We start from the raw sequence: 26,789 nt of genomic DNA, 5'->3' as shown, positions 1-26,789 counted from the left end.
TCATCTCCATTATTATCGGGCGGCAGAGGGTGTTAACGCCGCGTAAGCAGTCGGTTCATTATAGTTAATTAAATGATATTGAAAATGATTATCAATGCCGTAGTTTTACTAAGGTTATACCCAAAATAGATACACCCCAGTTTGTGAGCCAAAACAACTCATTAAGCCCCTGATTGCCAGAGTTTCGCCTGGCGTGGCAACAGCTCAAAGGCGTAAAAACTGCGCAATTTTTACACTCATCGCATCGGAGAGAGTCTATCCAACCCAAAACAGATGAGGGTAAAGGCAATGAATCATGCGATTACGATGGGAATTTTTTGGCATTTAATCGGCGCCGCCAGCGCCGCCTGTTTTTATGCCCCTTTCAAGAAGGTGAAACACTGGTCGTGGGAAACCATGTGGTCGATCGGCGGGATTGTCTCCTGGCTGATTCTGCCGTGGGCGATAAGCGCCATGCTGCTGCCCGATTTCTGGGCCTACTACCGCTCGTTTAGCGCTTCCACGCTGCTGCCGGTGTTTTTGTTCGGCGCGATGTGGGGCATCGGTAACATCAACTATGGCCTGACCATGCGCTATCTGGGGATGTCGATGGGTATCGGTATCGCTATCGGCATTACGCTTATCGTCGGTACCTTAATGACGCCGATCCTCAACGGCCACTTTGATGTGTTGATTCACACCAAAGGCGGACAAATGACCCTGCTCGGCGTGCTGGTGGCGGTGATTGGCGTGGGTATCGTTACCCGCGCCGGCCAGCTTAAAGAGCGCAAAATGGGCATCAAAGCGGAAGAGTTCAACCTGAAAAAAGGGCTGATGCTGGCGGTAATGTGCGGTATTTTCTCCGCCGGCATGTCATTCGCGATGAATGCCGCTAAACCAATGCATGAAGCCGCCGCGGCGCTGGGCGTCGACCCGCTGTATACCGCGCTGCCAAGCTACGTGGTGATCATGGGCGGCGGCGCGCTGGTCAACCTCGGCTTCTGCTTTATTCGCCTCGCCAAAGTGAAGGATCTGTCGCTAAAAGCCGACTTCTCGCTGGCAAAACCGCTTATCATCAGCAACATTCTGCTTTCCGCATTGGGCGGACTCATGTGGTACCTGCAGTTCTTCTTCTATGCCTGGGGTCACGCCAGTATCCCGGCACAGTATGACTACATGAGCTGGATGCTGCATATGAGCTTCTACGTACTGTGCGGCGGGCTGGTCGGGCTGGTGCTGAAAGAGTGGAACAACGCTGGACGCCGCCCGGTCAGCGTGCTCAGCCTCGGCTGTGTGGTAATCATCATTGCCGCGAATATCGTCGGCCTGGGAATGGCTAACTGATTTCCCCTTCACGCGGCGGCGCGACTGCGCTGCCGCCACTGTCCCGGCGTCATACCGGTTTCCCGGTTAAACACCACCGAAAAGTAGTTACTGTCCTCAAACCCGCACTGCATAGCGATCTCACCAATTAGCCGCTCGGTATGCTGCAGCAAATACTGCGCATGGCAGATCCGCAGCTGGCGCAAATAGTGGGTTATCGTCATCCCCGTTTGCTGGCGAAACTGCTGGCGTAACGCGCGTTCGCTGCAGGCTTCACGCAGACAAAAATGCTCCAGATTAAAGGGGCGATTCAGACTTCCGGCCAGCTCAGTTAGCAGTTTATCGAGCTGAGTTTCGCTTTGCGTCGCCGCCAGATTATCAGTGGCGTAGCGATAGCGCTGGAGCGTTAGCGCCAGTTGGGCAAACAGCAGTTCCGCCATGCTATCCGCCTGCGCATCCTGCCGCGCGCTTTCGTGCTCCAGCTGGTTAATCACCTGCCTGACCTGCGCCATGCCGCTGCTGCCGATCCGCCAGTGCGGCTGCCACGGCGTGCCGAATAATCCCGGAATATGCGCCGCCCAGTCAAAATTGAGCCGCAGCCGATCCGGACAATAAATAATATTCTGCAGCACCAGGTCGTTGACCGACGCATAAGAGTGTTTATCTTCCGCGCGGATATAAAAGAGATCGCCGCGGGTAACCCGCCACGGGCGATCGTTGAGGATATGCAGACCGTTGCCGCGCCACACCAGCACCAGCTCGCAAAATTCATGGGTATGCTCGGCGAAGACGTTTTGCGGGTAGCGGTCAGCCACCGCCACCGCCTGCGTGGGGGAGGCAAAAAACTCATCTTTGCGAAGCACCAGCTGACCTGCCACAACTCTCACTCCCGACGCGGAAACCAACCATTATTCGCATTTTGCTGAGGCAATACGTTGACTCTTCTCGCGTTACTGAAGAATAGCGTCGCGCCCCTGGCGAATATCGCGCGGCGACCAGTCGAATTCACGGCGAAATAGCGTCGAAAAATGGTTACTGTCGCCGAAACCACAGCGATAAGCGATTTCTGTCACGCTATCATCGCTGTGGCGCAGCAGGTGCCGCGCCTTCATCAGGCGCACCCGGTTGAGATAGCGCTGGGGCGTCAGCCCGGTTTGCAGCTTTAACTGACGATGCAGGGTGCGTAAAGAGAGCGAAAACTGCGCCGCCACCTCCTCCCAGCATATCTCTTCGGCAAAATGGTCTTCCAGCCAGGCCATTAGTTGATTCAGCCGCGCCTCGTGGTTGCCGGAGCCTTCCGCCAGGCTGTTGCTGTGCAGCAGCACCAGTAGCTGCATAAAAAGGATCTCACGGCTGGCGATGGTATGCGGCTCGACGCCCGGGCCGACCTTTTCCATCTGACCGACGATTTGCCGCACCTGCTGTAGCACCGTTTGGTTGACCCGCCAGTGTGAAAGATAGTTGCCGTCCTGCTCTTGCGGCAGCAGCTGGTTCACGCCGGTCAGAAAACGAAAAGCATCCGGCGCGCGGTAAAGCACATTGGTCAGACACAGGTTATTGGTGTGTTCGTAAAGATGGCGATCGTGATCGCGAATAAAGCAGACCGAACCGCCGCTGATGGTATAGGGCTGGCCGTTGAAAACGTGGATGCCCGTCCCCTGCTCAACGATAACAATTTCATGAAAATCATGATGATGCTCTGGAAAGGCCGCTTGTGGAAGGCGCGGTTCAATCGCCACCGCCGAGACGCCGGCCTTAAAAAAATCCGTACAGTGCAACACGGTCATAGCAGCCTCCACGAATGAGAAAAATTATCAACCGTCGTCGCAAATAGTAATTAAGGGCTGGCAATCCGGCCTTCAATTTTTGACCGCAAACCGCGTAAAGCCTGCCGTTTTTTCAAGAACCAGCCGGAAATATCCGGAACTGCGGCCAGCATCACACCCCGCCTCACGCCGCCTATAAAACGAAACTGTGACGCTTCTCACGGTCACCTTTGCTTTGTTGCCAGCCACCCGCTTTCGCTGTCAGTAGCGAGAAGGTGACGCAGAGACGCCTTTTTTAGACTGCCTGTAATGATTTTAAGAAGGGTCGTGCCATGAGTATTCGTCATTGTGTCGCCGTTGATTTAGGCGCTTCCAGCGGTCGGGTCATGCTCGCGAATTATGCAACCGCGACGCGATCGCTGACGTTGCGCGAGGTTCATCGTTTCACTAACCGCCTGCAGAAAGTGGATGGCTACGATTGCTGGGATATCGATAGCCTGGAAGCGGAAATCCGCCGCGGGCTGGTGAAGGTGTGCGAACAGGGGATCCTGATCGACAGCATCGGTATCGACACCTGGGGCGTCGATTTCGTCTTGCTGGATAAGCACGGCCAGCGCGTCGGCCTGCCGGTTTCCTATCGCGATAGCCGCACTCACGGCCTGATGGCGCAGGCAATCGAACACCTCGGCCGCGCCAGTATCTATTGCCGCAGCGGCATCCAGTTTCTGCCGTTTAACACCCTTTATCAGCTGCGGGCGCTGGTCAACCAGCAGCCGGCGCTGGCGGAACAGGTCGCCCACGCGCTGCTGATCCCGGACTACTTCAGCTACCGCCTGACCGGCGCAATGAACTGGGAATACACCAACGCCACCACCACGCAACTGGTCAATATTAATAGCGATAGCTGGGATGACGAGCTGCTCCGCTGGAGCGGCGCGAAACCGGACTGGTTCGGTACGCCGACGCATCCGGGCAATGTTATCGGTCACTGGATCTGCCCGCAGGGTAACCGCATCCCGGTCGTTGCCGTCGCCAGCCACGATACGGCCAGCGCCGTCATCGCCTCGCCGCTGGCGGATAAAAATGCCGCCTATCTCTCATCGGGCACCTGGTCGCTGATGGGCTTTGAAAGTAAAACGCCTTACACCAGCCAGCAGGCGCTGAAGGCGAATATCACTAATGAAGGCGGCGCCGAGGGGCGCTATCGGGTGCTGAAAAATATCATGGGCCTGTGGCTGCTGCAGCGGGTACTGCAGGAGCACAACATTAGCGATCTGCAGGCGCTGATTGTCGACACGGAGCAGCTACCGGCCTGTCGTTACCTGATTGATTGCAATAACGATCGCTTTATCAACCCGGCCAATATGAGCGCCGAAATTCAAGCCGCCTGCGCGGAGTCCGCTCTGCCGATCCCGGTCACTCCCGCCGAACTGGCGCGCTGCATTTTCGACAGCCTGGCGCTGCTGTATGCCCGGGTATTGGACGAACTGGCCGCACTCCGCGGCCACCCTTTCAGCCAGCTGCATATCGTCGGCGGCGGCTGCCAGAACGCGCTGCTTAACCAGCTGTGCGCCGATGCCTGCGGCCTGCCGGTGGTGGCGGGCCCCATTGAAGCCTCCACGCTTGGCAATATCGGCATCCAGTTGATGGCGCTGGATGAACTCCAAAACGTCGATGAATTCCGTCAGGTGGTACGCGACAACGCGTCGCTCATCACTTTCGCCCCGCATTCAGATAGCGAAATTGCCCGCTTCGTCGCGCAATTTCAGCCACAACCTACAAAGGAGCTTTGCGCATGACCACTCAACTTGAACAAGCCTGGGAAATTGCTAAGCAGCGCTATGCCGCCGTCGGCGTAGATGCCGAGGAAGCTCTGCGTCAGCTGGACCGCCTGCCGGTATCAATGCACTGCTGGCAGGGCGATGACGTGGCGGGCTTTGAAAACCCGGAAGGCAACTTAACCGGCGGCATTCAGGCCACCGGCAACTATCCCGGCAAAGCGCGCAATGCCCAGGAACTACGCGCCGATCTCGAACAGGCGCTCAGCCTGATACCGGGGCCGAAGCGCCTTAATCTGCACGCGATTTATCTCGAATCCACCACGCCGGTAGCGCGTAATGAAATTAAGCCGGAACACTTTAAGCACTGGGTGGAATGGGCCAAACGCCAGCAGTTGGGGCTCGATTTTAACCCTTCCTGCTTCTCACATCCGCTAAGCGCCGACGGCTTTACGCTGTCGAACGCCAATCCGGAGATTCGTCAGTTCTGGATCGATCACTGCAAAGCCAGCCGCCGCATATCCGCTTATTTCGGCGAGCAGCTTGGGACGCCATCGGTAATGAATATTTGGGTGCCGGACGGCATGAAAGATATTACCGTCGACCGCTTCGCCCCGCGCCAGCGTCTGCTGAACGCGCTGGATGAGGTCATCAGCGAAAAGCTCGATCCGGCGCACCATATCGACGCCGTTGAGAGCAAGCTGTTCGGTATCGGCGCCGAAAGCTATACCGTTGGCTCCAATGAATTCTATATGGGCTACGCCGCCAGCCGTCAAACCGCGCTGTGCCTGGATGCCGGCCACTTCCATCCGACGGAAGTCATCTCCGACAAAATCTCCGCCGCCATGCTCTATATCCCGCGCCTGCTGCTGCACGTCAGCCGCCCGGTACGCTGGGACAGCGATCACGTGGTGCTGCTGGATGACGAAACCCAGGCCATCGCCAGCGAAATTATCCGCCACAACCTGTTCGACCGCGTGCATATCGGCCTCGACTTCTTTGATGCCTCCATCAACCGCATCGCGGCGTGGGTTATCGGCACCCGCAACATGAAAAAAGCCCTGCTGCGCGCGCTGCTGGAGCCGACGGCGCTGCTGCGCCAGCTGGAAAACGACGGCGATTACACCGCCCGCCTGGCGCTGCTCGAAGAGCAGAAATCGCTGCCGTGGCAGGCTATCTGGGAAATGTACTGCCAGCGTCACGATACGCCGGCAGGCAGCCAGTGGCTGGAAAACGTGCGGGCCTATGAAAAAGACGTGCTGAGCCAGCGCGACTAATGCCTGACTTTCCCCGGATTGCGCCGTATGGGGTTTATTCGGGGAGTCACACCTATTACGAATCAACAGGAAAGACAAGACTATGCACAACATCATCAATTCATGGTTCGTTCAGGGCATGATCAAAGCCACCTCCGACGCCTGGCTTAAAGGCTGGGACGAACGTAACGGCGGTAATTTGACGCTGCGCCTGGATGAAGCGGATATCGCGCCCTTCAAAGCCGATTTTCACCCCCAGCCGCGCTATATCGCCTTAAGCCAGCCGATGCCGGAACTGGCTAATCAGCCGTTTATCGTCACCGGTTCCGGTAAATTCTTCCGTAACGTGCAGCTCGATCCCGCCGCCAACCTTGGGGTGGTGAAAGTGGACAACGACGGCGCGGGCTACTTCATTCTGTGGGGGCTGACGGAAGAAGCCGTGCCGACCTCGGAACTGCCGGCGCATTTCCTGTCGCACTGCGAGCGCATCAAAGCCACCGGCGGCAAAGACCGCGTGATCATGCACTGCCATGCCACCAACCTGATCGCCCTGACCTACGTGCTGGAGAACAACAGCGATCTGTTCACCCGCAAGCTATGGGAAGGCAGCACCGAATGCCTGGTGGTGTTCCCGGACGGCGTCGGCATTCTGCCGTGGATGGTGCCGGGCACCGACGAGATTGGCCAGGCGACCGCCGGCGAAATGCAGAAACACTCTCTGGTGCTGTGGCCATTCCACGGCGTCTTCGGCAGCGGCCCGACGCTGGATGAAACTTTCGGCCTGATCGATACCGCCGAAAAATCCGCCGAGGTATTAGTGAAAGTCTATTCGATGGGCGGCATGAAACAGACGATAAGCCGCGAAGAATTGATTGCGTTAGGCCAACGCTTTGGCGTCACGCCGCTGGCCAGCGCGCTGGCGCTCTAAGAAAGCGAGCCGCCTTGTAAGGAGAATCATCATGAGCTTTATGTTGGCACTACCGAAAATCAGCCTGCATGGCGCGGGCGCGATCGGCGATATGGTAAACCTGGTCGCAGACAAGCAGTGGGGAAAAGCGCTGATTGTCACCGATGGTCATCTGGTGGAAATGGGCCTGCTCGATAGCCTGTTTCAGGCGCTGGAAGCGCATCAACTGTCTTATCATCTGTTCGATAAGGTCTTTCCGAACCCAACCGAGGCGCTGGTTCAGCAAGGTATCGCCGCATTCCGTGCGGCGCAATGTGACTATATTATCGCCTTTGGCGGCGGCAGCCCGATCGATACCGCTAAGGCGGTGAAAATCCTCAGCGCTAACCCGGCGCCATCGACGGCCTATTCCGGCGTGGGCAAAGTGAAAAATGCCGGCGTGCCGCTGGTGGCAATTAACACCACCGCCGGAACCGCCGCCGAAATGACCAGCAACGCGGTGATTATCGATAGCGAACGTCAGGTGAAAGAGGTCATCATCGACCCGAACATCATCCCGGATATTGCCGTCGACGACGCTAGCGTCATGCTGGATATTCCGCCGTCGGTTACCGCCGCGACCGGTATGGATGCGTTAACTCATGCTATTGAGGCGTTTGTCTCCGTCGGCGCCCATCCGCTGACCGACGCCAACGCGCTGGAAGCGATTCGCTTAATTCACCAGTGGCTGCCGCTGGCCGTTGATGACGGGCACAATCTGCAGGCACGCGAGCAGATGGCATACGGTCAGTATCTGGCAGGCATGGCGTTCAACAGCGCAGGTCTTGGTCTGGTACACGCGCTGGCGCATCAGCCGGGCGCAACCCACAATTTGCCGCACGGCGTTTGTAATGCCATCCTGCTACCGATTATCGAAAACTTTAACCGCCCGAACGCGGTGGCGCGTTTTGCCCGCATCGCCCAGGCGATGGGCGTCGATACGCGCGGCATGAGCGATGAAACCGCCAGCATGGCGGCGATTAACGCGATTCGCGCGTTGAGCAAACGAGTCGGTATTCCTGAAGGTTTTAGTCAGCTTGGCGTGAGTAAGGCTGATATCGAAGGCTGGCTGGATAAAGCGCTGGCCGACCCCTGCGCGCCCTGTAACCCGCGCAGCGCCAGCCGCGACGAGGTACGCGAGCTGTACCTGGAGGCGTTATGATCCGCAAAGCCTTCATGATGCAGATTAATCCCGACGCCCACGAGGAGTATCAGCGCCGTCATAATCCCATCTGGCCGGAACTGGAAGCGACGCTGAAAGCGCATGGCGCCCACCACTATGCGATCTATCTCGATAAACAGCGCCATCTGCTATTCGCCACGGTGGAAATTGAATCGGAAGCCCGCTGGAATGCGGTGGCGGAAACCGAGGTCTGCCAACGCTGGTGGCGCTATATGCGCGAGGTGATGCCGACGAATCCGGATAACAGCCCGCTAAGCGCTGAACTGAGTGAAGTGTTTTACCTTGCGTAATAAAGAAAACGCCTGAGCAATCAGGCGTTTTTGGTATCAGAGGGATTAGGCATTTTTGCGCACAAAGAAACCGTAGCAGCAGGCCCCCATAAACAGCAGTATCCCGCCGAGAATAAATACGTTGGTAAAGTGCCCGGTAGCATCAAGAATAATGCCGGTGATAATCGGCGCCAGCGCCGCGCCGAGAAAGCCGCCAAAGTTCTGGATAGCACCCAATGAGGCGACCTGTTCTTTCGGCGCCATATCGGTCGCTAACGTCCAGATCACGCCGGAAGGCATTTGTGAACAGAAGTAGCCCAGCGTCAGTAGCGCGATCGCAACGCCGCTATTATCAACAAACGGAATCGGCATCACGAAGCAGGCCGCCAGCGCGGCGCCCGCCACAATCGGCACTTTACGCGCGGTAACAGCATTCATTCCTCTACGCACCAGTCTGTCAGAAAGCATCCCGCCGCACAGCACGCCGATAATACCGGCAAAGAAAGGTATCGAGGCGATAAAACCGGTCTGCTTGAGGCTAAAGCCCAGCGAGGTTTCCAGATATCCCGGCAGCCATGTCAGATAAACCCAAATGGTAAACATGATGCAGAAGTTACCGGCAATCATGAACCAGGTGGTTTTCCGGCGAAACAGTTCTCCCCAGCTGACCTTCGGCTGCTCACCTTCGGGACGTATGACTTTCCCGGTATGTATCAGCATCGCCTCGCGCGCGTCCGGGTCGCGATAAAACTTAAGCCACGCCAGCAACAATGGCAGTCCGAGCAGGCCGACAACCATGAACATGCCGCGCCAGCCGATCCATAACAGCAAAATAGTCAGCACCGGAGGCGCTATCGCATTGGCGATTTGCGAACCGGTATTGATAATTGACGTTGGCAAACCGCGTTCTTTCTCCGCAAACCAGCTCTGGGTGATCTTGATACCGGAAGTGAAGAACGGTGACTCCGCCACGCCCAGCAGCATGCGCAAACCATAGAAGAAGCTATAGGTGTTCACGAAGCCCATTAAGAACGTCACCGCTGACCATAACCCCAGCGCGCCGCTGAACATTTTCTTCGCGCCAAAGCGGTCTACCAGCCAGCCGGCGGGTAAATTCGCTAGCGCATAGGGCCAGAGAAACGCTGACAATAACAGCCCCATTTCAGTACCAGAGAAGCCAAACTCCCTGGCGATGGTGGTGTTCGCAATGCTCAGATTGGCGCGATCGAGGTAATTGACCACCGCGGCCAGTAGCAGGATTAAAATAATACCCCAACGTCGACGCGAGAGTTTCGGCGCCGCAATCGCTTCAGCCGCCGTTTGATTAAGCGAACTCATAAACCCTCCTCCAGCAAGGCGCGATCGATTTTCATCACTGCTTTACGGATATGTTGCCGCTCGCCATCGCGCGGATGGCAGCACGGACGATGGATGTCCTGGGGAAAGAAAATGGCGAACATGCCAGGCTTCAGGGTTATCTGCGTCTCCTCTTCTTCAACCTGCCAGAACAGGATGTCCTGCTGCGGCGTCCGATCCTCGGTAACGCAATGACTGCCGCTTTCAGCGCGGCTGACACCCATCCGCTCCTCGCCGGAAATCAGATACTGAATATCAATGAACTGCTTGTGCGACTCCGGCCGCGCCTGCGCGAAAGGCACGCTCTCCATCTCCTGTAGCAGGCAGAAAAGTTTCCCCGGGATCAGGTCGATTTTCCCCGGCGCGAAGCGCTGGAAATCCTGGCTGGCGATAAACGCCAGCGCCTGGCGGATCGCCGGATGAAACGCGGCATGTTGCGCAGACCACGCCTGCAGACTCGATACGATCATAACGATCCCTCCCTTAGCTGGCGATCCGCTGCTGCCACAGTTCAGTCCCGGCGCGGATCTGGTCGAGGATCACCGTCAGCCCCCAGAATTTGCTCAGCACATCGTCTTTATTAACCCGGCAGGCATCGCTGTCGAAGGTCCCCAGCCGTTGATGGTAAATTTTGGCGTTTTTCGGGTAGCCCAGCGTTTCGGTTACCGCACCCAGCGACAGAAATATCGCCAGTTCATCGGCCAGCGCCCGCTGATTTTTGCCTTCCCGCCACAGCCAGCCGTACAGTTCGGGATGGAAGTTGGTGAACACGCCGCTGAAACCTTCGGCGCCCGCTAGCATCGCCGGCCAGGCGATCGCGGCATTGGCGTTAATGACCTTCAGCGGGGTTCCCTGCGCCAGACGCACGCGGCGCTCAACGGTTGGCAGATCGCAGCTCACATCTTTCAGCACCACAAAACGACCACTGTTGGCGCACCAGGCGAACTCGTCGTCGCTAAGCAGGCGGCGATACGGCGCCGGGCACTCGTACAGCCCCAGCGGCATGGAAGAAGGCAAAGCCGCTAACAGCGATTGCAGGGTAGCGAAAAAGACTTCACTACCCTCATTACGCGGATCGAGATGATTAGTGACCAGCACCAGCGCATCAATGCCGGTCTGCGCCATTGCCAGCAACTCCTCTTTTTGCGCCGCCAGATCATCGCTGATATGGCCCGAGGCAATGACTGGAATGCGTCCCGCCACGCGTTGCACCACGAAACGCGCCAGCTCGACACGCTCCTGTAGGCTGAGATATTGCATTTCGCTGGACTGGCAGACGGCAAAAAGCGCATCCACGCCCTTTGCCAGATACCAATCAATCAGCTTCGCCAGCGCCGGATAATCAATCTGGTCGTCAGCGGTAAAAGGGGTCAGCATGACGGGTACAACACCGTTAATCGTTTTCATCTTATTTTTCCTGGATTAGAGGGTACGGAGTCGGGCACTTGCCTGCGCAAAGTCAGGCATGTTGGAAGCCCCCTCCAGCTCGACGGCCAGAGAGGCGAAAGCAGAGGCCCAGGTCGCGGCCTGAACCAGGGTGTTGCCGGCAGCCAGCGAGGCGGCGAGCGCGCCATTAAACGCATCGCCAGCGCCGGTGGTATCGACGGTGACCGCCGGAAAGGCGCGAATTTGGCTAAACTGGCGATTATCCAGCAGCAGCGCTCCGCGCGACCCCATGGTAATCAGAACTTTCTTTACACCTAATTCAGCGATGCGCAGCGCGGCTTCTTTGGCAGTATCAACATCGTGAATGTCGATACCGGATAATAATGAAGCCTCGGTTTCATTCGGTGTAATCACATCGATATAAGGGATGCTTTTGATTATTTCCGCCGAGTATGGCGCCGGATTGAGAATGACTGTCTTACCGAGTTCCCTGGCGATTTTTATTAGCGAATGGGTGGCGTCAAAATTATTCTCAAGCTGAACAAGTAAAACGTCGGAGGCGGACAACTCTGGAATAATCGCCTCAATCTCATTATGCGTTATTGTAGTATTGGCGCCAGAGTAAATAGCAATCATATTTTCGCCATTTTCCTGCGAAACATAAATAATGGCATTGCCGGTAGGTTCGCTCTCAGATTGATAAAGCGTATAGGAGTGTATTTCTGAACGAGTGAGATGATCGGCCGCCAGGTGGCTAAACTGATCCTTGCCCACCTTAGCGACAAAATGGACCTGCGCGCCGGCTTTACTGGCCGCCGTCGCCTGATTCGCCCCCTTGCCACCGGGCCCAAGGCTGCTGGCGAGCGCCAGTAGCGATTCTCCGCCGCGCGGAAAACGCTCCACTCGGGCCACGATATCCACATTAAATGAGCCGAATACACACACTTTGCCGTTCATCGATTTTCCTTTCTGCTGACCGCTCGCCGTAGGTTTCCGATGGTTAATCGGCTGCAGCAGCACGCCGAAACTATCACCGGTTTCAGAAATAAGTTCAGCCTTTAAATTGTGCCGGGAAATAATCGCTCCGCCATAACAACGTTGCACCAACCCCATTTCTGCAAGAATATTTAAATCACTGCGAATGGTTTCTTTTGAAACACTAAAATAAGCAGCAAAATAATTAACAAAACCACGCTCATGATCGTTTAAATATTTCAGGATATGCTTTCTACGTTCTTCTAAAAACATAATAGGCCCCAATGTCACGAATTAAGTATACGAACCACTTCCGGAAGGAAGAGTGACATCAATCCCATGTTTTCAGGCAAAACGGAAGGAAACAAAAATGGAAAAACAATGAAGAAATTGAGTGAATAAATAATTCACTCAATCATTAATGGGAAATGAAATAATCTTCTGCGCATCAGAATAAAATGCGCAGATTCTGACTAATTTTGCTCTGCCACCAGCAGCGCCTGGGTATCCGGCTCCAGCGCCTGAAAGAGGTGTTCCCGATCGGCCGGGTAGCAGATGTAATCCCCTTCTCCCAGCTCTTCCGGCGCTTCGGTAAGACCAACGCGCGCGCGCCCCTGAGTGATAATAATATGTTCGACCGACCCGGGCGGGTGCGGGTGCGAGATCCGATCGGCGCCGGGCTGCGTCAACAGCAGATAGATGTCGCGACGCGCGCCGGGGGGACAAGCCGCCAGCAAAATGGCCTGATAGTTGGCCTGCTCAGCAACCACTTTGGTTCCTTCGCCGCGGCGAATCACCTGGGTCTGGTTGGCCTGCGGCTCCAGTAAGCGGGCGAAGGGAATGTCCAGCGCCACGCACAGCGCCCACAATGTTTCCAGGCTAGGGTTGCCATTGCCGGATTCCAGCTGTGACAGGGTCGATTTGGCTATCCCGGCGCGGCGCGCCACCTCCGCCAGTGAAAGCCCGGTGCGCGAGCGCTCGCGCGTCAGGCTTTTAGCAATTACGCTGATGGGCTGTGTCATACACCGCTCCTCGTATTTTATATCGAACGAATCGTTCGCCTTGAAAAACCATTCTGTTGCGTTCATTATAATGGAAATTCGTTCGATATGGCTAAAGCGTATGCGTTACAAATTTTCCTGTCTCAGTGGAGACACCATTAAAGCAATCATTCTGGTATGCCTGGCGGTCGGCGTGGTTGGCATGTCTTACGGTTCATTAGCGATGGCTTACGGTTTTCCACTGTGGGTGCCGTTTGTCCTTTCCATTACGGTGCTGGCCGGCGCCTCTGAGTTTATGTTTATCGGTATTGTCGCCAGCGGCGGTAACCCGCTCGCCGCGGCGGCGGCAGGTTTACTGGTGAACGCCCGCCACGTTCCTTTTGGCGTCACCGTGCGCGATCTGGTCGGCGCCCGCGCCGCCAGCCTGCTCGGCTGCCATATTATGAATGATGAGAGCGTGGTGTTCGGCCTGTCGCAGAAAACCCCGGAGCAGCGTAAAGCCGCCTACTGGCTCTGCGGGCTGGGCGTGGCGCTCATCTGGCCGCTCGGTACCCTGCTGGGCGCCGGCGTCGGTAAATTATTACCCGCACCGGAAACCATCGGCCTGGATGCGGTATTCCCGGCTATCCTGCTGGCGCTGGTGGTACCGGCTTTTAAAAAACGTACCACACTGATTCGTGCCTGTAGCGGCGCGGTTATTTCGCTTGCCGCCGTGCCCTTCGCGCCGGTTGGATTACCGGTTCTGCTCTCATTGTTTGGTTTACTGGCGAGGAAAAAATAATGGCTAATATGACGCTGTTTATCGCCGGGATCGCGATTCTGTCGATCGGCACATATCTGATGCGTTTGGGCGGGGCAAAGCTTGGCAGTCGTTTAGCGTTTTCCGAGCGCTCGCAGGCGCTGCTTTCTGATGCCGCGACGGTATTGCTTTTTTCCGTGGCGCTGGCGACCACCTTTTATGAAAGCGAGCATTTTTCCGGCATGGCGCGGGTACTGGGCGTCGGTTTTGCCGTGTTCCTTGCCTGGCGCAAGATGCCGCTTATCGTGGTGATTATCGCCGCGGCGGTGGTGACGGCGCTGCTGCGCCTGGCGGGTATAAACTAAAAAAGCGCCCTGAGGCGCTCTTTCGACGGTAGTGGGTTGCTAGCTTATTTGTTCAGCTCAGCGGTCATATGCACGCGGTTACCGCTAAATGCTTCGGTAATGGTGTAAGAAGATGCGCCAGCAGCCTGCGCCTGAGCGGCGATTTTCGCTTCCGCGGCGTCCATGGTGGAAGCGGTGGCGGTCACAGATTGCGCGGCGAAAGAACCGAAAGAAGCGGCCAGAGCGATAACAGCGACAAAAGTTTTGATGCTTTTCATGATATAAACCCTTTCATTTAGTTGTTTGGATAAGGCGCCGTGCCTTGATGTGATAAATAATAGTCTTCACATCCCGTAACTAAAAGCGGAAGGATTTGCTGTCATCTTTCAAAAAAACTGACCAACAATTAACCTGCAATCAGGCGCTGCGGATGAGTATAAATCGTCGCTCTGCCTGGCCTGCAGAAGCCCACCAGCGTCAGATTACAACGCTCGGCGACTTCAACCGCCAGGGTCGTCGCCGCGGAAACGGCAAACAGAATTTCCACCCCACACATTGCGGCCTTCTGTACCATCTCATAACTGGCGCGGCTGGAGACTAAGGCCGCGCCCTGCTGCCAGCCCTCTCCTTCTTCACTACGGCGCCCCAGCAGTTTATCCAGCGCAACGTGACGGCCTACATCTTCATGCCCGCCCGCCAGTTCGCCATCAGGGCGCACCCACGCGGCGGCGTGCGTACAGCCGGTCAGACGGCCGATAGGCTGAACCTCATTTAACTGTTTGAGCGCGCGATCGAGATGAGAGAGCGCAAAGGTCTGGCTAAAGGGCAGCGGCTCGACGGGCTTACCGATATCATTTAGCTGCTCGACGCCACATACTCCACAGCCGGTACGCCCGGCGAGCGCCCGGCGGCGCTCTTTCAGCCCCATAAACCGGCGGCTGGAGAGTTCGATTTGCACTTCTACCCCGTTACAGGCCTGTACCACGTCCATCCCGTAGATCTCTTGTCGGCTTTGTATAATCCCTTCAGATAGGGAAAAACCGACGGCGAAATGTTCCAGGTCACGTGGCGTCGCCATCATGACAACGTGCGAGATGCCGTTATAGACCAGAGCGACGGGTACCTCTTCAGCTACCTCGTCTGGCTGAGGATGTTGTAAATCCTCGCGTTTCCAGAGGGTAATCCGGCGATAACCCGTGACATCTGTCACATTTTTGATTTGTTCAGGAAGGTTCTTATTCACTTTCATTTAACCGTATTGGAACAGGCATACACACAATGTGGTATTCTGTTTTTATATCCCTCCAGGACCGAGGGAAATTAACTCAATTCTGAACCTTTGCGGCCTTCACCGCAAAGTAAATAACTACATGTGACAATGTCGAAACAAGGAGCGAACCATGCAGGTCAGCAGAAGGCAGTTCTTTAAGATCTGCGCTGGCGGTATGGCAGGCACGACGGCAGCAGCGCTGGGCTTTGCCCCGGCTACTGCGCTCGCGGAAACCCGGCAGTATAAACTGCTGCGTACTCGCGAAACCCGCAACACCTGTACGTACTGTTCCGTTGGCTGCGGGCTATTGATGTATAGCCTCGGCGACGGTGCGAAAAACGCCAAAGCATCCATTTTTCATATCGAAGGCGATCCGGACCATCCGGTAAACCGTGGTGCGCTCTGCCCGAAAGGGGCCGGTCTGGTGGACTTTATCCATTCTGAAAGCCGCCTGAAATTCCCGGAATATCGTGCGCCAGGTTCTGATAAATGGCAACAAATCAGCTGGGACGAAGCGTTCGATCGCATCGCGAAGCTGATGAAAGAAGACCGTGACGCCAACTTTATCGCCCAAAACAGCGCCGGCACCACCGTTAACCGTTGGCTGACCACCGGTATGCTGTGCGCCTCCGCTTCCAGTAACGAAACCGGCTATTTAACACAGAAATTCACCCGCGCCCTCGGGATGCTGGCGGTGGATAACCAGGCGCGTGTCTGACACGGACCAACGGTAGCAAGTCTTGCTCCAACATTTGGTCGCGGTGCGATGACCAACCACTGGGTTGATATTAAAAACGCCAACCTGATCGTGGTGATGGGCGGTAACGCCGCAGAAGCGCATCCGGTGGGGTTCCGCTGGGCGATGGAAGCCAAAATTCATAACGGCGCCAAGCTCATCGTTATCGATCCGCGCTTTACGCGTACGGCGTCGGTGGCTGATTTCTATACCCCGATTCGTTCCGGTACCGACATAACCTTCCTGTCGGGCGTCATCCTGTACCTGCTGAATAACGAAAAATTCAACCGTGAATACACCGAAGCCTATACCAACGCCAGCCTGATCGTGCGTGAGGACTACAGCTTTGATGATGGTCTGTTCAGCGGCTACGATGCGGAAAAACGCCAGTATGACAAAACCAGCTGGAACTACGAGCTGGATGAAAACGGCTTCGCCAAACGCGATACCACGCTACAGCATCCACGCTGCGTCTGGAATCTGCTAAAACAGCACGTTTCCCGCTATACGCCGGATGTGGTTGAAAACATCTGTGGTACGCCGAAGGCCGATTTCCTTAAAGTTTGCGAATATATTGCAGAAACCAGCGCGCACGATAAAACCGCGTCGTTCCTGTATGCCCTCGGCTGGACCCAGCACTCCATCGGCGCGCAGAACATTCGCACCATGGCGATGATCCAGCTGCTGCTTGGCAACATGGGGATGGCAGGCGGCGGCGTCAATGCCCTGCGCGGTCACTCCAACATCCAGGGTCTGACCGACCTCGGCCTGCTCTCAACCAGCCTGCCGGGATACATGTCGCTGCCTAATGAAAAACAGGCAGACCTGCAGACCTACCTGAGCGCCAACACGCCGAAACCGCTGTTGAAAGACCAGGTGAACTACTGGGGCAACTATCCGAAGTTCTTCGTCTCCATGATGAAAGCCTTCTTCGGCGATAAAGCTACGGCCGAGAATAGCTGGGGCTTTGACTGGTTGCCGAAGTGGGATAAGAGCTACGACGTCCTGCAGTATTTCGAGATGATGAATCAGGGCAAAGTGAATGGCTATATTTGCCAGGGCTTTAACCCGGTCGCCTCGTTCCCGAACAAAAACAAGGTAGTGGCTTCCCTGTCGAAGCTGAAGTTCCTTGTAACCATCGACCCGCTCAACACCGAAACGTCCACCTTCTGGCAAAACCACGGTGAGTCCAACGATGTTGACCCGTCGAAAATCCAGACCGAAGTATTCCGTCTGCCGTCCACCTGCTTCGCCGAAGAAAACGGTTCTATCGTGAACTCCGGCCGCTGGCTGCAGTGGCACTGGAAAGGCGCGGACGCCCCGGGGATCGCCGTGACCGATGGCGAAATCCTCGCCGGTATCTTCTCGCGTCTGCGTAAGATGTATGCCGAAGAAGGCGGCCCGACGCCGGAGCCGGTGCTCAACATGACGTGGAACTACTCCACGCCGCACGAGCCGGCATCTGAAGAAGTGGCGATGGAAAGCAACGGTAAAGCGCTGGCGGATATTACCGATCCGGCAACCGGCGCGGTAATCGTTAAGAAAGGGCAGCAGCTGAGCTCCTTCGCACAGCTACGCGATGACGGCACGACTTCCAGCGGCTGCTGGATCTTCGCCGGAAGCTGGACGCCGGAAGGCAACCAGATGGCGCGCCGCGATAACGCCGACCCGTCAGGCCTCGGCAATACGCTGGGCTGGGCCTGGGCATGGCCGCTAAACCGCCGCATTCTGTATAACCGCGCCTCCGCGGATCCGCAGGGTAAACCGTGGGATCCGAAGCGTCAGTTGCTGAAATGGGACGGCGCGAAATGGGGCGGTGTGGATATTCCGGATTACAGCGCCGCCGCCCCTGGTAGCGACGTCGGTCCGTTTATCATGCAGCCTGAAGGGATGGGGCGTCTGTTCGCTATCGATAAGATGGCTGAAGGGCCGTTCCCGGAACACTACGAACCGTTTGAAACGCCGCTGGGGACTAACCCGCTGCATCCAAACGTGGTCTCTAACCCGGCCGCTCGCGTCTTTAAAGGCGATCTCGAGCAGATGGGCAAGGCCGAAAAATTCCCGTACGTCGGCACCACTTACCGCCTGACCGAGCACTTCCACTACTGGACCAAACACGCGCTGCTTAACGCCATCGCGCAGCCGGAACAGTTTGTGGAGATCGGCGAAAAACTGGCGAATAAGCTCGGCATCGGCCACGGCGATACCGTGAAGGTCTCCTCTAACCGCGGCTATATCAAAGCCAAGGCGGTGGTGACCAAGCGTATTCGTACGCTGCAGGTTCACGGTAAAGAGGTGGATACCATCGGTATTCCTATTCACTGGGGCTACGAAGGCGTGGCGAAAAAAGGCTTTATCGCCAATACGCTGACGCCGTTCGTCGGCGACGCCAACACGCAAACGCCGGAGTTTAAGGCCTTCCTCGTGAACGTGGAAAAGGTGTAACGGAGACGACTTATGGCTTATCAATCGCAAGATATTATTCGTCGTTCCGCGACTAACGGTTTCACTCCCGCGCCTCAGGCGCGGGACCACCAGCAGGAAGTGGCGAAGCTTATCGACGTGACCACCTGTATCGGCTGTAAAGCCTGTCAGGTGGCCTGTTCCGAATGGAACGACCTTCGTGACGAAGTGGGTAACAACGTCGGGGTGTATGACAACCCGGCGGACCTGACCGCCAAGTCATGGACGGTCATGCGCTTCTCGGAAGTGGAACAAAACGACAAGCTGGAATGGCTTATTCGTAAAGATGGCTGCATGCACTGCGCTGACCCGGGCTGCCTGAAGGCCTGTCCGTCAGAAGGCGCGATCATTCAGTACGCTAACGGCATCGTCGACTTCCAGTCTGAGCAGTGTATCGGCTGCGGCTACTGCATCGCAGGTTGCCCGTTTGATGTACCGCGTCTGAACCCGGAAGACAACCGCGTCTACAAATGTACGCTGTGCGTAGACCGTGTGACCGTCGGCCAGGAACCGGCCTGCGTGAAAACCTGTCCAACCGGCGCTATCCACTTTGGTTCGAAAGAGGATATGAAAACGCTGGCCGGCGAGCGCGTCGCAGAGCTGAAAACCCGCGGTTACGACAAGGCGGGCCTGTACGATCCGGCTGGCGTCGGCGGCACCCACGTGATGTACGTGCTGCACCATGCCGATAAACCGAATCTGTACCACGGTCTGCCAGAGAATCCGGAAATCAGCCAAACGGTGAAATTCTGGAAAGGTATCTGGAAACCGCTGGCGGCGGTCGGCTTTGCTGCGACCTTCGCAGCCAGCATCTTCCACTACGTCGGCGTCGGTCCAAACCGCGCAGATGAGGAAGAAGACAACCTGCATGAAGAGAAAGACGAGGTGCGCAAATGAGAAAACGTGACACCATCGTGCGCTACACGGCGCCGGAACGCATCAACCACTGGATAACCGCCTTCTGCTTTATTCTGGCGGCGGTAAGCGGGTTAGGCTTTTTCTTCCCGTCGTTTAACTGGCTGATGCATATTCTCGGTACGCCGCAGCTGGCGCGTATTCTCCACCCGTTCGTCGGGGTGGTGATGTTCGCGTCGTTTATCATCATGTTTTTCCGTTACTGGCACCATAACCTAATCAATCGGGATGATATCTTTTGGGCGAAGAATATTCGTAAGATCGTCGTCAACGAGGAGGTAGGCGATACCGGGCGTTATAACTTCGGCCAGAAATGCGTATTCTGGGCGGCAATTATTTTCCTGGTGCTGCTGCTGGTAAGCGGTGTGATCATCTGGCGTCCGTACTTTGCGCCTGCATTCTCAATCCCGGTGATCCGATTCGCGCTGATGCTGCATTCTTTTGCCGCAGTCGCGTTAATTGTGGTTATCATGGTGCATATCTACGCCGCCCTCTGGGTGAAAGGCACCATTACCGCGATGGTGGAAGGCTGGGTTACCAAAACGTGGGCGAAGAAACATCACCCGCGCTGGTACCGTGAAGTCCGCCAGAAACAGGAAAAATAGACTGCATGAGTATTCGCATAATCCCGCAAGACGAGCTGGGTTCGAGCGAGAAACGCACGGCGGAAGCAATTCCGCCGCTACTGTTCCCCAGACTGAAGAATCTGTATAACCGCCGCGCGGAGCGCCTGCGCGAGCTGGCCGCCAATAACCCGCTGGGCGATTACCTGCGCTTTGCCGCGCTGATCGCTCATGCGCAGGAAGTGGTGCTGTACGACCATCCGCTGCAGATGGATCTGACTGTCCGCATTAAAGAGGCCAACGATCAGGGCAAGCCTCCGCTGGATATTCACGTATTGCCGCGTGATAAACACTGGCACAAGCTGCTGCATTCACTGATCGCCGAGCTGAAACCGGAGATGAGCGGCCCGGCGCTGTCGGTTATCGAGAACCTGGAAAAAGCTTCCGGGCCGGAACTGGAAGAGATGGCCAGCGCGCTGTTTGCTTCCGATTTCGCCTCGGTCAGCAGCGACAAAGCGCCGTTTATCTGGGCCGCGCTGTCGCTGTACTGGGCGCAAATGGCCAGCCTGATCCCGGGGAAAGCGCGCGCCGAATACGGCGAGCATCGCCAGTTCTGCCCGGTTTGCGGCTCGATGCCGGTCTCCAGCATCGTGCAAATCGGCACCACTCAGGGGCTGCGCTATCTGCACTGCAACTTGTGTGAAACCGAATGGCATGTGGTGCGCGTAAAATGCAGCAACTGCGAACAGAGCCGCGACCTGCACTACTGGTCGCTGGATAACGAGCAGGCGGCGGTGAAAGCCGAAAGCTGCGGCGACTGCGGGAGCTACCTGAAGATTATGTATCAGGAGAAAGACCCGAAAGTCGAAGCCGTTGCCGACGATTTAGCCTCGCTGGTACTCGATGCTCGCATGGAACAGGAAGGCTTCGCCAGAAGCTCAATTAACCCGTTCATGTTCCCCGGCGAAGGGGAGTAAGTTCTGCGCTCCTGTAACGGGCGACTCAGGTCGCTCGTTATCATTCATACGGCGTGACCACGCCGGAAATGCTCTCCTTATCCCGATCCTGCGTCTCCAGATATTGTTCAACAGAAGAAGCAGATCTTTGCTGAGAAATACGCTTTTGCGAGCCGCTTTCCACAATGCGATCGCGGCTTTATTCGGTATATCTTTTTCGCAAAAACCAGGCTATAACACTGGATATTAATCCAGTAAAAGGGACTTGCCATGACGTTGGAAAAAGGTATTGCTTCGCTGGTTGAGGAGTTTATTGCTGCGGGGCGGCCATCAGCACGAGAACAGAGTATTGATGACCGGAGAAACGGCTATCTCGCCAGCGCCGTTCTCGCAGGGGAAACGGAAACGCGTGTGCAGGTTGAGGACATCACGCTCGATGGCATAACCTTTCGCGTCGTCTCGCCGCCAAAAAGCAACGGCTTGCTACCCACCATGGTGTATTACCACGGCGGCTGTTTTGTGAGCGGCGGCTTTGCCACCCATGACAACCAATTGCGCCAGCTTGCCTGGTTCAGTGGGTGCCGGGTGATCGCCGTGCAGTATCGCCTGGCCCCGGAGTACCCTTTTCCGGCGGCGCACGATGATGCGGAACGAGGCGCCAACATTATCCATCGGTATGCGCGGCGGCTTGGCGTTGACGCCGCGCGCATCACGCTGGCCGGCGACAGCGCCGGCGGCCACCTCGCCCTGGTCACGGCTCTGCGCCTGAAAGCGGCGGGAGCATGGCAACCTGCGCAGCTTATCCTGATTTACCCTATGCTCGACGCTACCGCCAGCATGGCAAGCTACGCCAGCAACGGCGAGGATTACATCATTACCCGGGGTACGCTGCTTAGCGGCTACGAAATGTATTTAGCGGCCACACCCGCTACCCATCCGGAAGCCAGTCCGCTGTGGCGGGAAGATTTTAACGGGCTGCCGCCGGTTCATATCCTGACGGCCGAATTTGACCCTTTGCGCGATGAGGGAGAAGCGCTGTACCGGCGGCTAATAGCACAGGGGGTAGAAAGCACCTGCCAGCGCTATCTGGGCGTCATTCACGGTTTCTTTCAGTTAGGCGGGATAAGCCTCGCGGCAAGGCAGGCGATGCGCGATATCGCCTGGCGTACGCAAACGCCAGGCCAATAATAATGCCGGAGGCGGGTTACTCTTCCTCGTTCCCGCCCTCTTCATAAGAACCAAACGGCTTTGCGGGCAATACGATATAGGTACCCTCAAAAACAGCGCCCAGCTTATCGTTACCGAACAGTTCGACCTGAAGCTGTACGCGAGCCTTGCGCCCTCGCGCCAGGCGATCGAGATCGCCGCTTAGCGAGCCCAAATCGGCCACCGCATTCGGGCGTCCGCTAATAGGCTTGCTGTAACGGATATGCGCATCGGCAAGGATAATCGTGCCGCCAAGGTGCCGCTCGCGCAGCATTAACCAAATAAGCCCCCAGCCGGTTAAGGTGGCGAGCGAAAACAGGCTGCCGGCAAACAACGTATGATGTGGATTCTGATTCCCCGCTTCGGGCATGGTGGTGATAAATTTTTGCCCGGTGTACTGCTGAATGCGCACGCCCATCTTTTCGCTCAGCGGAATGTGCTGATACCAGGCCTGCTGCAGCTGGCCGCACCAGTCACCGCGGTGCAGGATATCATCCAGTGAAGCAATGGGTTTAATCATCAAAAAGTGGCGAATCGGCGTGGTTGTCGGCGTGGTGATTTCTCCCTGGTTCACAAAGCCCAGCTTAGAGAAAAACTCCATCGCGTCTTCACGGGCGCTACAGGTCACCCGCTTCACCCCTTCCTGACGGGCGACTGACTCAAGGGTCATCGCCATAAGGGTGCCTAAACCTTTATCCTGAACGGAAGGATGAACGGCCATAAAACGGATCGAGGCTTCATTCTCCGCATTGATATACAGCCGACCGACGGCAACCAGATTGCCCTCTTCATCGACGACCATCTGGTGATGCGCCATGGCATCCCAGGCGTCGCGTTCCGACCCTTTAGGCTGATGCAGCGGCTTACGCAGCATCTCCCAGCGGAACTGATAATAGCTTTCTAACTCTTCTTCTGTTTGCGGTACACGAAGGTGATACATAGCTGTACTCTCTTTTGTTACCCGCAGCCTGCCCGGAAGCTGACTCATACCTGCAACCAAAAGGTCACGGGACCATCGTTTACCAGCGAGACCTGCATATCCGCAGCGAATCTCCCGGTCTGAGTATTCATCTCTTGCTGACGGCAGCGCTCAACAAAGTATTCATACAGCGCTTCCGCTCTGTCCGGCGCCGCGCCTTTGGAAAAACTCGGGCGCATGCCGCGCTCGGTATCGGCCGCCAGCGTAAATTGCGAAACCACCAGCACGCTGCCGCCCGCCTGCTGGACATTAAGATTCATTTTGCCTTCGGCGTCGCTGAAAATGCGATAGCCGAGCACCCGTTCACACAGACGATTGGCCTTCTGTTCGTCATCGTCTTTCTCGACGCCCAGCAGCACCAGCAATCCCGGACCGATTTCACCCGTCACTTCACCCTCCACGGTAACGCTTGCACGGGATACGCGTTGAATTAATGCAATCATGGTTGTTCTGTTTCTTCTTTTTTGAGTTTGCGGTATTCACCGAGAGTGACAGTTATTTCAGCGCCAAGCAAGACGATACACCAGGTCCAGTAAACCCAGACAAATAAAATGGGCACTACCGCTATCACGCCATAAATCAACTGGTATGACGGAAACATGGTGATATATAGAGCAAAAGCCTTTTTACCGGCTTCAAAAAGCAGTGCCGCCACCAGCGAACCGATTACCGCATCGCGATTGCGCACCTGGGTGGTGGGCACGATGCTATAAAGCATCCAGAACGCCGCCCACGATAAGATTAGCGGGAATATACGTAGTACATCGTCAATGACGCTATTGAGATCGCTGGCCCAGCGTAGTGAGAGAAGATAGGAGCTGATTGCCAGACTGGCGCCGGCCAACAGCGGCCCGAGAGTCAGGATCATCCAGTAGACCGCAAATGAATAGATTTTTGGCCGCGTCCGACTGCTGCGCCAGATGGTGTTCAACGCGCTATCAATCGAGTACATCAGCAGTAATGAGGTGACGATTAACCCGAAGGCGCCGACGGCCGTCATCCTGCTGGAGTTCGCCACAAACTGTTCTATATACCCCTGAATGACATCGCCGGTCGCCGGAATGAAGTTGGCAAAGATAAAATGGCGGATCTGCACGCTGACGTCGGAGAACATCGGGAAGGCGGCAAACAGGGCAAAAACCACGGCGATCAGCGGCACCAGCGCAAGTAAAGACACGTAGGCCAGATTCCCCGCCAACGTCGTCATGTTGTCTTCTTCAATTCGCCGCCACAGCAGCTTAAGCCAGGCCACCAGCGGCCTGGTATGGTATTTGGTTTTTTGATGAACGCTTTTTAGCATAGCTGCTTCGCAAAGTAATTGGGGATGGTCTCCTTACCCGTGACCAGAATACTGGTGATCCCCAACTGATTAGCCCCAGCTATATTATCGGCGTTATCGTCAAAAAAGACCGCTTCTTGCGGCGAAAATCCTTCTTCCTGCAGCACGCTTTGATAGATACGCGTTTCGGGTTTGCGCATCCCCATCTCTTGTGAGAGGTATACATGATCGGCGGCAGCACGCACTTGCGGATATTCACTTGGCCAGAAAGTGGTATGTAATCGGTTAGTGTTCGAGAGCACTACCACGCGATGCCCCTGGTCGCGAAGTTTTTGCATGATGTCGGTAACTTCTGGACGCAAGGCGACAAAAACGGCCTGCCAGCCGTGGGCGAACTGTTCATAGCTCAGCGGCATGTTCATTTCGTGGCACATCGCGGCGGCAAACTCTTCGTCGCTGATCTCCCCGCGTTCATGCTGGTGGAAGGCATCGCCCATGACAAAGTCTTGCTTTAGCGTCGCCAGCGGGATGCGGGTCAAATCGCTCCACGTTCCGAGCACCCGGTTGAAGTCAATGTCGACAATCACATTACCTAAATCAAAGATATAGAGCATTTTTGTCTCCTTCCGCGCCGTTGAAGATTAACTGTAGCGGGAAAGAAGAGGTTTGACTATGAACAAACCGGAAACGACTCAAGACATCTCAGGCGCAAAAACGACCAAAGCCGCATATCTGCGGCTTTGGTGAAATGGCAGACCCCTTAAAATCAGACCAATGCGGTTTCCAACATATTCTTTCTGCGGTTGATGCGTTTAACCAGCATCACCGAAACGAACGCGCCGGCGCAAGCGAAGCAGGCCATGATGCCAAAGACTATCTTGTACCCCACCAGACCCGGATTGAGATCGAGAATGTAGCCGTACAGGCTGTAGCAAAACATCGCCGGTGCATAGCCAATGAAGCTCCCCAGCGCCATCGCCGCGCCCGTCTGGTTTTCAGCGATTTTCGCTTCCCCAATCGGGGCAAAAAACACGGCTCGTTGCGTAAAAACAATTGCGCCGAACCCGAGAGTACACACCATACCCAGATAGACCGGCATACTTTCGTGCGGTAACAGAATTAACGCGACTAAAGCCATCGTACTGATACAGAAGGTATAAAAGAGATATTTACTTGGCGATTTGAGGATCTTATCGGCAATTAAACCGCCAATTGGACCACCGATCATTTTTAAACAGTACTGGTTAATAATGCCGTAGGCGCCAACCAGGGCTACCGGCAGCATGTAGATGTTCTTCAGGAACGGGATAAAGAAGGTGAGTCCACAGTAAACCGCGTAAACAAAGAACACATTGAAGGCAATCAGCCAGATAGTTTTGTCTTTCAGCACCGAAGAGATGCTGGTTTGTTGCTTTGTGGCGCCTTCATCCGCGGCGGGCGTCGGCTCATCCTTCTGCTTAAGCATGAAAAACAGCAAGACGCCTACAACAATGACAATAATGGCATAGAACCAAATCCCGGCTTTAAAACCCAGTAAGCCACTGCCAAACCAGGTGAAAATAGCTAATGCGGAAAATGCGATAACGGTATCGACAATTCCGCGCCCCGTTTCGAAGAAGCCAAATAAACGCCCCTGCTGTTCGCTATTCCCTAACCGACTCACCGATTTTAACAATACCGGCCAGTTCATCATGTCGCAGGTGACGCCAAATAATGCCCAGACAAATAGAATGCCCCAATAGCCAGGCATCGTTGTCAGATAGATACCTAATAATCCCGTCGCTATCAGTGAAAATGACATGGTGTAGCGACGCGGAAGTTTATCAGCAAAGTAAATTGACAAGAAAAAACCGATGGTTGTCACTACTGAGTTTACCGACATGGCATTACCAATCTGACCGTTGGTCAAATGAAAATAATCCTGCATCGGTATATAAAATGCGTCTTTTAATGAAGGCAGTTTATAAATGGTACCACCACAAAGCGTTAACAGGCTAAATATAGCCCATTTCTTTCTTGTGAGCATAAGATCCCCTGATGACTTAACATCATTTTATTTAAGGACATGGAACATTTCGCCATTCTAAAAAATAGCGATCATAAATACCAAATGTAATTAAA

General features: G+C 55.6%; 27 protein-coding genes. 13 read left to right on the top strand and 14 right to left on the bottom strand.

Translation table 11 applies throughout. The features are described from left to right. Positions 1 to 288: 288 nt before the first annotated feature. Positions 289 to 1,323, top strand: coding sequence for an L-rhamnose/proton symporter RhaT (gene rhaT, locus PGR23_RS23015; protein WP_032706783.1), 1,035 nt, complete (start codon positions 289 to 291; stop codon positions 1,321 to 1,323). 8 nt (positions 1,324 to 1,331) lie between these two features. Here the strand turns inward: rhaT and rhaR are convergent, their stop codons facing one another. Then, positions 1,332 to 2,180, bottom strand: a complete 849-nt coding sequence (gene rhaR, locus PGR23_RS23010) for an HTH-type transcriptional activator RhaR (protein ID WP_049059935.1) — start codon at positions 2,178 to 2,180, stop codon at positions 1,332 to 1,334. 72 nt (positions 2,181 to 2,252) lie between these two features. After that, positions 2,253 to 3,089 (bottom strand): HTH-type transcriptional activator RhaS, encoded by an 837-nt coding sequence (gene rhaS / locus PGR23_RS23005; RefSeq protein WP_396280051.1) that lies wholly within the window; start codon positions 3,087 to 3,089, stop codon positions 2,253 to 2,255. 311 nt (positions 3,090 to 3,400) lie between these two features. Between rhaS and rhaB the strand changes: the two genes are divergently transcribed. The 5 genes from rhaB to rhaM all read left to right on the top strand — a co-directional run bounded on the left by rhaB (position 3,401) and on the right by rhaM (position 8,521). Further along, complete coding sequence (gene rhaB / locus PGR23_RS23000) at positions 3,401 to 4,867, top strand: rhamnulokinase (RefSeq protein ID WP_396280052.1); 1,467 nt, start codon at positions 3,401 to 3,403, stop codon at positions 4,865 to 4,867. Then, on the top strand, positions 4,864 to 6,123 hold the full coding sequence (rhaA, locus tag PGR23_RS22995; RefSeq protein WP_396280053.1) for an L-rhamnose isomerase: 1,260 nt from the start codon (positions 4,864 to 4,866) through the stop codon (positions 6,121 to 6,123). Before rhaB ends, rhaA begins: the two co-directional genes overlap by 4 nt. A gap of 82 nt (positions 6,124 to 6,205) precedes the next feature. Next, the gene (rhaD, locus tag PGR23_RS22990; RefSeq protein WP_015368947.1) at positions 6,206 to 7,030 is read left to right on the top strand and encodes a rhamnulose-1-phosphate aldolase; all 825 of its coding nucleotides are present in this window, start codon (positions 6,206 to 6,208) and stop codon (positions 7,028 to 7,030) included. A 31-nt stretch (positions 7,031 to 7,061) separates the two neighbouring features. Then, complete coding sequence (gene fucO, locus PGR23_RS22985; RefSeq protein WP_396280054.1) at positions 7,062 to 8,210, top strand: lactaldehyde reductase; 1,149 nt, start codon at positions 7,062 to 7,064, stop codon at positions 8,208 to 8,210. After that, positions 8,207 to 8,521: an L-rhamnose mutarotase gene (gene rhaM, locus PGR23_RS22980; RefSeq protein ID WP_396280055.1), complete on the top strand. Its 315-nt coding sequence runs from the start codon at positions 8,207 to 8,209 to the stop codon at positions 8,519 to 8,521. The genes fucO and rhaM overlap by 4 nt, the downstream gene beginning before the upstream one ends. Positions 8,522 to 8,566: 45 nt before the next feature. Here rhaM and PGR23_RS22975 read toward each other — a convergent pair whose 3' ends face one another. The 5 genes from PGR23_RS22975 to PGR23_RS22955 all read right to left on the bottom strand — a co-directional run bounded on the left by PGR23_RS22975 (position 8,567) and on the right by PGR23_RS22955 (position 13,239). Then, the gene (locus PGR23_RS22975) at positions 8,567 to 9,838 is read right to left on the bottom strand and encodes an MFS transporter (protein ID WP_045395280.1); all 1,272 of its coding nucleotides are present in this window, start codon (positions 9,836 to 9,838) and stop codon (positions 8,567 to 8,569) included. Continuing rightward, positions 9,835 to 10,326 carry a YhcH/YjgK/YiaL family protein gene (locus PGR23_RS22970; RefSeq protein ID WP_045395279.1) on the bottom strand — a complete coding sequence of 164 codons (492 nt, stop codon included), beginning with the start codon at positions 10,324 to 10,326 and terminating at the stop codon, positions 9,835 to 9,837. The genes PGR23_RS22975 and PGR23_RS22970 overlap by 4 nt, the downstream gene beginning before the upstream one ends. Before the next feature lie 13 nt (positions 10,327 to 10,339). Beyond that, entirely contained in the window at positions 10,340 to 11,263 is a 924-nt protein-coding gene (locus tag PGR23_RS22965) for a dihydrodipicolinate synthase family protein (RefSeq protein WP_045395277.1), read from the bottom strand. A 15-nt stretch (positions 11,264 to 11,278) separates the two neighbouring features. Continuing rightward, complete coding sequence (locus PGR23_RS22960; RefSeq protein WP_032712973.1) at positions 11,279 to 12,490, bottom strand: PfkB family carbohydrate kinase; 1,212 nt, start codon at positions 12,488 to 12,490, stop codon at positions 11,279 to 11,281. A gap of 200 nt (positions 12,491 to 12,690) precedes the next feature. Continuing rightward, positions 12,691 to 13,239 carry a helix-turn-helix domain-containing protein gene (locus PGR23_RS22955; RefSeq protein WP_015368954.1) on the bottom strand — a complete coding sequence of 183 codons (549 nt, stop codon included), beginning with the start codon at positions 13,237 to 13,239 and terminating at the stop codon, positions 12,691 to 12,693. Between the two features lie 100 nt (positions 13,240 to 13,339). On the opposite strand from PGR23_RS22955, the gene PGR23_RS22950 reads away from it, so the two are divergent. Together PGR23_RS22950 and PGR23_RS22945 are read left to right on the top strand one after the other, a co-directional pair. Beyond that, positions 13,340 to 13,999, top strand: a complete 660-nt coding sequence (locus PGR23_RS22950) for an AzlC family ABC transporter permease (protein ID WP_045395274.1) — start codon at positions 13,340 to 13,342, stop codon at positions 13,997 to 13,999. Continuing rightward, positions 13,999 to 14,322, top strand: a complete 324-nt coding sequence (locus PGR23_RS22945; protein WP_045395272.1) for an AzlD domain-containing protein — start codon at positions 13,999 to 14,001, stop codon at positions 14,320 to 14,322. The genes PGR23_RS22950 and PGR23_RS22945 overlap by 1 nt, the downstream gene beginning before the upstream one ends. Before the next feature lie 44 nt (positions 14,323 to 14,366). On the opposite strand, the gene PGR23_RS22940 is transcribed toward PGR23_RS22945, so the two are convergent. Beyond that, a complete protein-coding gene (locus PGR23_RS22940; protein WP_045395271.1) occupies positions 14,367 to 14,579 on the bottom strand; it encodes a YdgH/BhsA/McbA-like domain containing protein in 213 nt (70 codons plus the stop codon). 128 nt (positions 14,580 to 14,707) lie between these two features. Beyond that, positions 14,708 to 15,544 carry a formate dehydrogenase accessory sulfurtransferase FdhD gene (gene fdhD, locus PGR23_RS22935; protein ID WP_396280056.1) on the bottom strand — a complete coding sequence of 279 codons (837 nt, stop codon included), beginning with the start codon at positions 15,542 to 15,544 and terminating at the stop codon, positions 14,708 to 14,710. Positions 15,545 to 15,701: 157 nt separating this feature from the next. On the opposite strand from fdhD, the gene fdnG reads away from it, so the two are divergent. The 5 genes from fdnG (at position 15,702) to PGR23_RS22910 (ending at position 22,392) form a co-directional block, all read left to right on the top strand. Beyond that, positions 15,702 to 18,752, top strand: coding sequence for a formate dehydrogenase-N subunit alpha (gene fdnG, locus PGR23_RS22930; protein WP_113771572.1), 3,051 nt, complete (start codon positions 15,702 to 15,704; stop codon positions 18,750 to 18,752). Positions 18,753 to 18,764: 12 nt separating this feature from the next. Continuing rightward, a complete protein-coding gene (gene fdxH / locus PGR23_RS22925) occupies positions 18,765 to 19,667 on the top strand; it encodes a formate dehydrogenase subunit beta (RefSeq protein WP_015368961.1) in 903 nt (300 codons plus the stop codon). Continuing rightward, on the top strand, positions 19,664 to 20,290 hold the full coding sequence (gene fdoI / locus PGR23_RS22920; RefSeq protein WP_015368962.1) for a formate dehydrogenase cytochrome b556 subunit: 627 nt from the start codon (positions 19,664 to 19,666) through the stop codon (positions 20,288 to 20,290). Before fdxH ends, fdoI begins: the two co-directional genes overlap by 4 nt. 5 nt (positions 20,291 to 20,295) lie before the next feature. Then, positions 20,296 to 21,225 (top strand): formate dehydrogenase accessory protein FdhE, encoded by a 930-nt coding sequence (fdhE, locus tag PGR23_RS22915; protein ID WP_396280058.1) that lies wholly within the window; start codon positions 20,296 to 20,298, stop codon positions 21,223 to 21,225. A 249-nt stretch (positions 21,226 to 21,474) separates the two neighbouring features. Continuing rightward, positions 21,475 to 22,392, top strand: a complete 918-nt coding sequence (locus PGR23_RS22910; RefSeq protein WP_396280059.1) for an alpha/beta hydrolase — start codon at positions 21,475 to 21,477, stop codon at positions 22,390 to 22,392. A 16-nt stretch (positions 22,393 to 22,408) separates the two neighbouring features. Here the strand turns inward: PGR23_RS22910 and fabY are convergent, their stop codons facing one another. The 5 genes from fabY to PGR23_RS22885 all read right to left on the bottom strand — a co-directional run bounded on the left by fabY (position 22,409) and on the right by PGR23_RS22885 (position 26,694). Beyond that, positions 22,409 to 23,350 carry a fatty acid biosynthesis protein FabY gene (gene fabY, locus PGR23_RS22905; protein WP_015368966.1) on the bottom strand — a complete coding sequence of 314 codons (942 nt, stop codon included), beginning with the start codon at positions 23,348 to 23,350 and terminating at the stop codon, positions 22,409 to 22,411. Positions 23,351 to 23,394: 44 nt separating this feature from the next. Continuing rightward, a complete protein-coding gene (dtd, locus tag PGR23_RS22900; protein ID WP_015368967.1) occupies positions 23,395 to 23,832 on the bottom strand; it encodes a D-aminoacyl-tRNA deacylase in 438 nt (145 codons plus the stop codon). Continuing rightward, positions 23,829 to 24,689 carry a virulence factor BrkB family protein gene (locus PGR23_RS22895; RefSeq protein ID WP_015368968.1) on the bottom strand — a complete coding sequence of 287 codons (861 nt, stop codon included), beginning with the start codon at positions 24,687 to 24,689 and terminating at the stop codon, positions 23,829 to 23,831. Before PGR23_RS22895 ends, dtd begins: the two co-directional genes overlap by 4 nt. Next, positions 24,683 to 25,282, bottom strand: a complete 600-nt coding sequence (gene yihX / locus PGR23_RS22890; protein ID WP_047078390.1) for a glucose-1-phosphatase — start codon at positions 25,280 to 25,282, stop codon at positions 24,683 to 24,685. Before yihX ends, PGR23_RS22895 begins: the two co-directional genes overlap by 7 nt. 152 nt (positions 25,283 to 25,434) lie before the next feature. Continuing rightward, a complete protein-coding gene (locus PGR23_RS22885; RefSeq protein WP_047066324.1) occupies positions 25,435 to 26,694 on the bottom strand; it encodes an MFS transporter in 1,260 nt (419 codons plus the stop codon). Positions 26,695 to 26,789 lie beyond the last annotated feature (95 nt).

It is taken from the genome of Klebsiella sp. 141162 (assembly GCF_050600755.1).
Taxonomy (GTDB): domain Bacteria; phylum Pseudomonadota; class Gammaproteobacteria; order Enterobacterales; family Enterobacteriaceae; genus Klebsiella; species Klebsiella aerogenes.
Note: the sequence above shows the minus strand (reverse complement) of the source record. Positions and strands in the feature narration are given on the sequence as shown.

Excerpts from the sequence above, each read along its gene's own strand:
- PGR23_RS22895 (WP_015368968.1), bottom strand. The coding sequence starts at position 24,689 with ATGCTAAAAAGCGTTCATCAAAAAACCAAATACCATACCAGGCCGCTG.
- yihX (WP_047078390.1), bottom strand. The coding sequence starts at position 25,282 with ATGCTCTATATCTTTGATTTAGGTAATGTGATTGTCGACATTGACTTC.
- PGR23_RS22910 (WP_396280059.1), top strand. The coding sequence starts at position 21,475 with ATGACGTTGGAAAAAGGTATTGCTTCGCTGGTTGAGGAGTTTATTGCT.
- PGR23_RS22940 (WP_045395271.1), bottom strand. The coding sequence starts at position 14,579 with ATGAAAAGCATCAAAACTTTTGTCGCTGTTATCGCTCTGGCCGCTTCT.
- fucO (WP_396280054.1), top strand. The coding sequence starts at position 7,062 with ATGAGCTTTATGTTGGCACTACCGAAAATCAGCCTGCATGGCGCGGGC.
- PGR23_RS22970 (WP_045395279.1), bottom strand. The coding sequence starts at position 10,326 with ATGATCGTATCGAGTCTGCAGGCGTGGTCTGCGCAACATGCCGCGTTT.
- fdxH (WP_015368961.1), top strand. The coding sequence starts at position 18,765 with ATGGCTTATCAATCGCAAGATATTATTCGTCGTTCCGCGACTAACGGT.
- PGR23_RS22960 (WP_032712973.1), bottom strand. The coding sequence starts at position 12,490 with ATGTTTTTAGAAGAACGTAGAAAGCATATCCTGAAATATTTAAACGAT.
- rhaB (WP_396280052.1), top strand. The coding sequence starts at position 3,401 with ATGAGTATTCGTCATTGTGTCGCCGTTGATTTAGGCGCTTCCAGCGGT.
- PGR23_RS22975 (WP_045395280.1), bottom strand. The coding sequence starts at position 9,838 with ATGAGTTCGCTTAATCAAACGGCGGCTGAAGCGATTGCGGCGCCGAAA.
- fdoI (WP_015368962.1), top strand. The coding sequence starts at position 19,664 with ATGAGAAAACGTGACACCATCGTGCGCTACACGGCGCCGGAACGCATC.
- rhaS (WP_396280051.1), bottom strand. The coding sequence starts at position 3,089 with ATGACCGTGTTGCACTGTACGGATTTTTTTAAGGCCGGCGTCTCGGCG.
- dtd (WP_015368967.1), bottom strand. The coding sequence starts at position 23,832 with ATGATTGCATTAATTCAACGCGTATCCCGTGCAAGCGTTACCGTGGAG.
- PGR23_RS22885 (WP_047066324.1), bottom strand. The coding sequence starts at position 26,694 with ATGCTCACAAGAAAGAAATGGGCTATATTTAGCCTGTTAACGCTTTGT.
- rhaT (WP_032706783.1), top strand. The coding sequence starts at position 289 with ATGAATCATGCGATTACGATGGGAATTTTTTGGCATTTAATCGGCGCC.
- rhaM (WP_396280055.1), top strand. The coding sequence starts at position 8,207 with ATGATCCGCAAAGCCTTCATGATGCAGATTAATCCCGACGCCCACGAG.
- PGR23_RS22965 (WP_045395277.1), bottom strand. The coding sequence starts at position 11,263 with ATGAAAACGATTAACGGTGTTGTACCCGTCATGCTGACCCCTTTTACC.
- fdhE (WP_396280058.1), top strand. The coding sequence starts at position 20,296 with ATGAGTATTCGCATAATCCCGCAAGACGAGCTGGGTTCGAGCGAGAAA.
- rhaA (WP_396280053.1), top strand. The coding sequence starts at position 4,864 with ATGACCACTCAACTTGAACAAGCCTGGGAAATTGCTAAGCAGCGCTAT.
- rhaD (WP_015368947.1), top strand. The coding sequence starts at position 6,206 with ATGCACAACATCATCAATTCATGGTTCGTTCAGGGCATGATCAAAGCC.
- PGR23_RS22945 (WP_045395272.1), top strand. The coding sequence starts at position 13,999 with ATGGCTAATATGACGCTGTTTATCGCCGGGATCGCGATTCTGTCGATC.
- PGR23_RS22950 (WP_045395274.1), top strand. The coding sequence starts at position 13,340 with ATGCGTTACAAATTTTCCTGTCTCAGTGGAGACACCATTAAAGCAATC.
- PGR23_RS22955 (WP_015368954.1), bottom strand. The coding sequence starts at position 13,239 with ATGACACAGCCCATCAGCGTAATTGCTAAAAGCCTGACGCGCGAGCGC.
- fabY (WP_015368966.1), bottom strand. The coding sequence starts at position 23,350 with ATGTATCACCTTCGTGTACCGCAAACAGAAGAAGAGTTAGAAAGCTAT.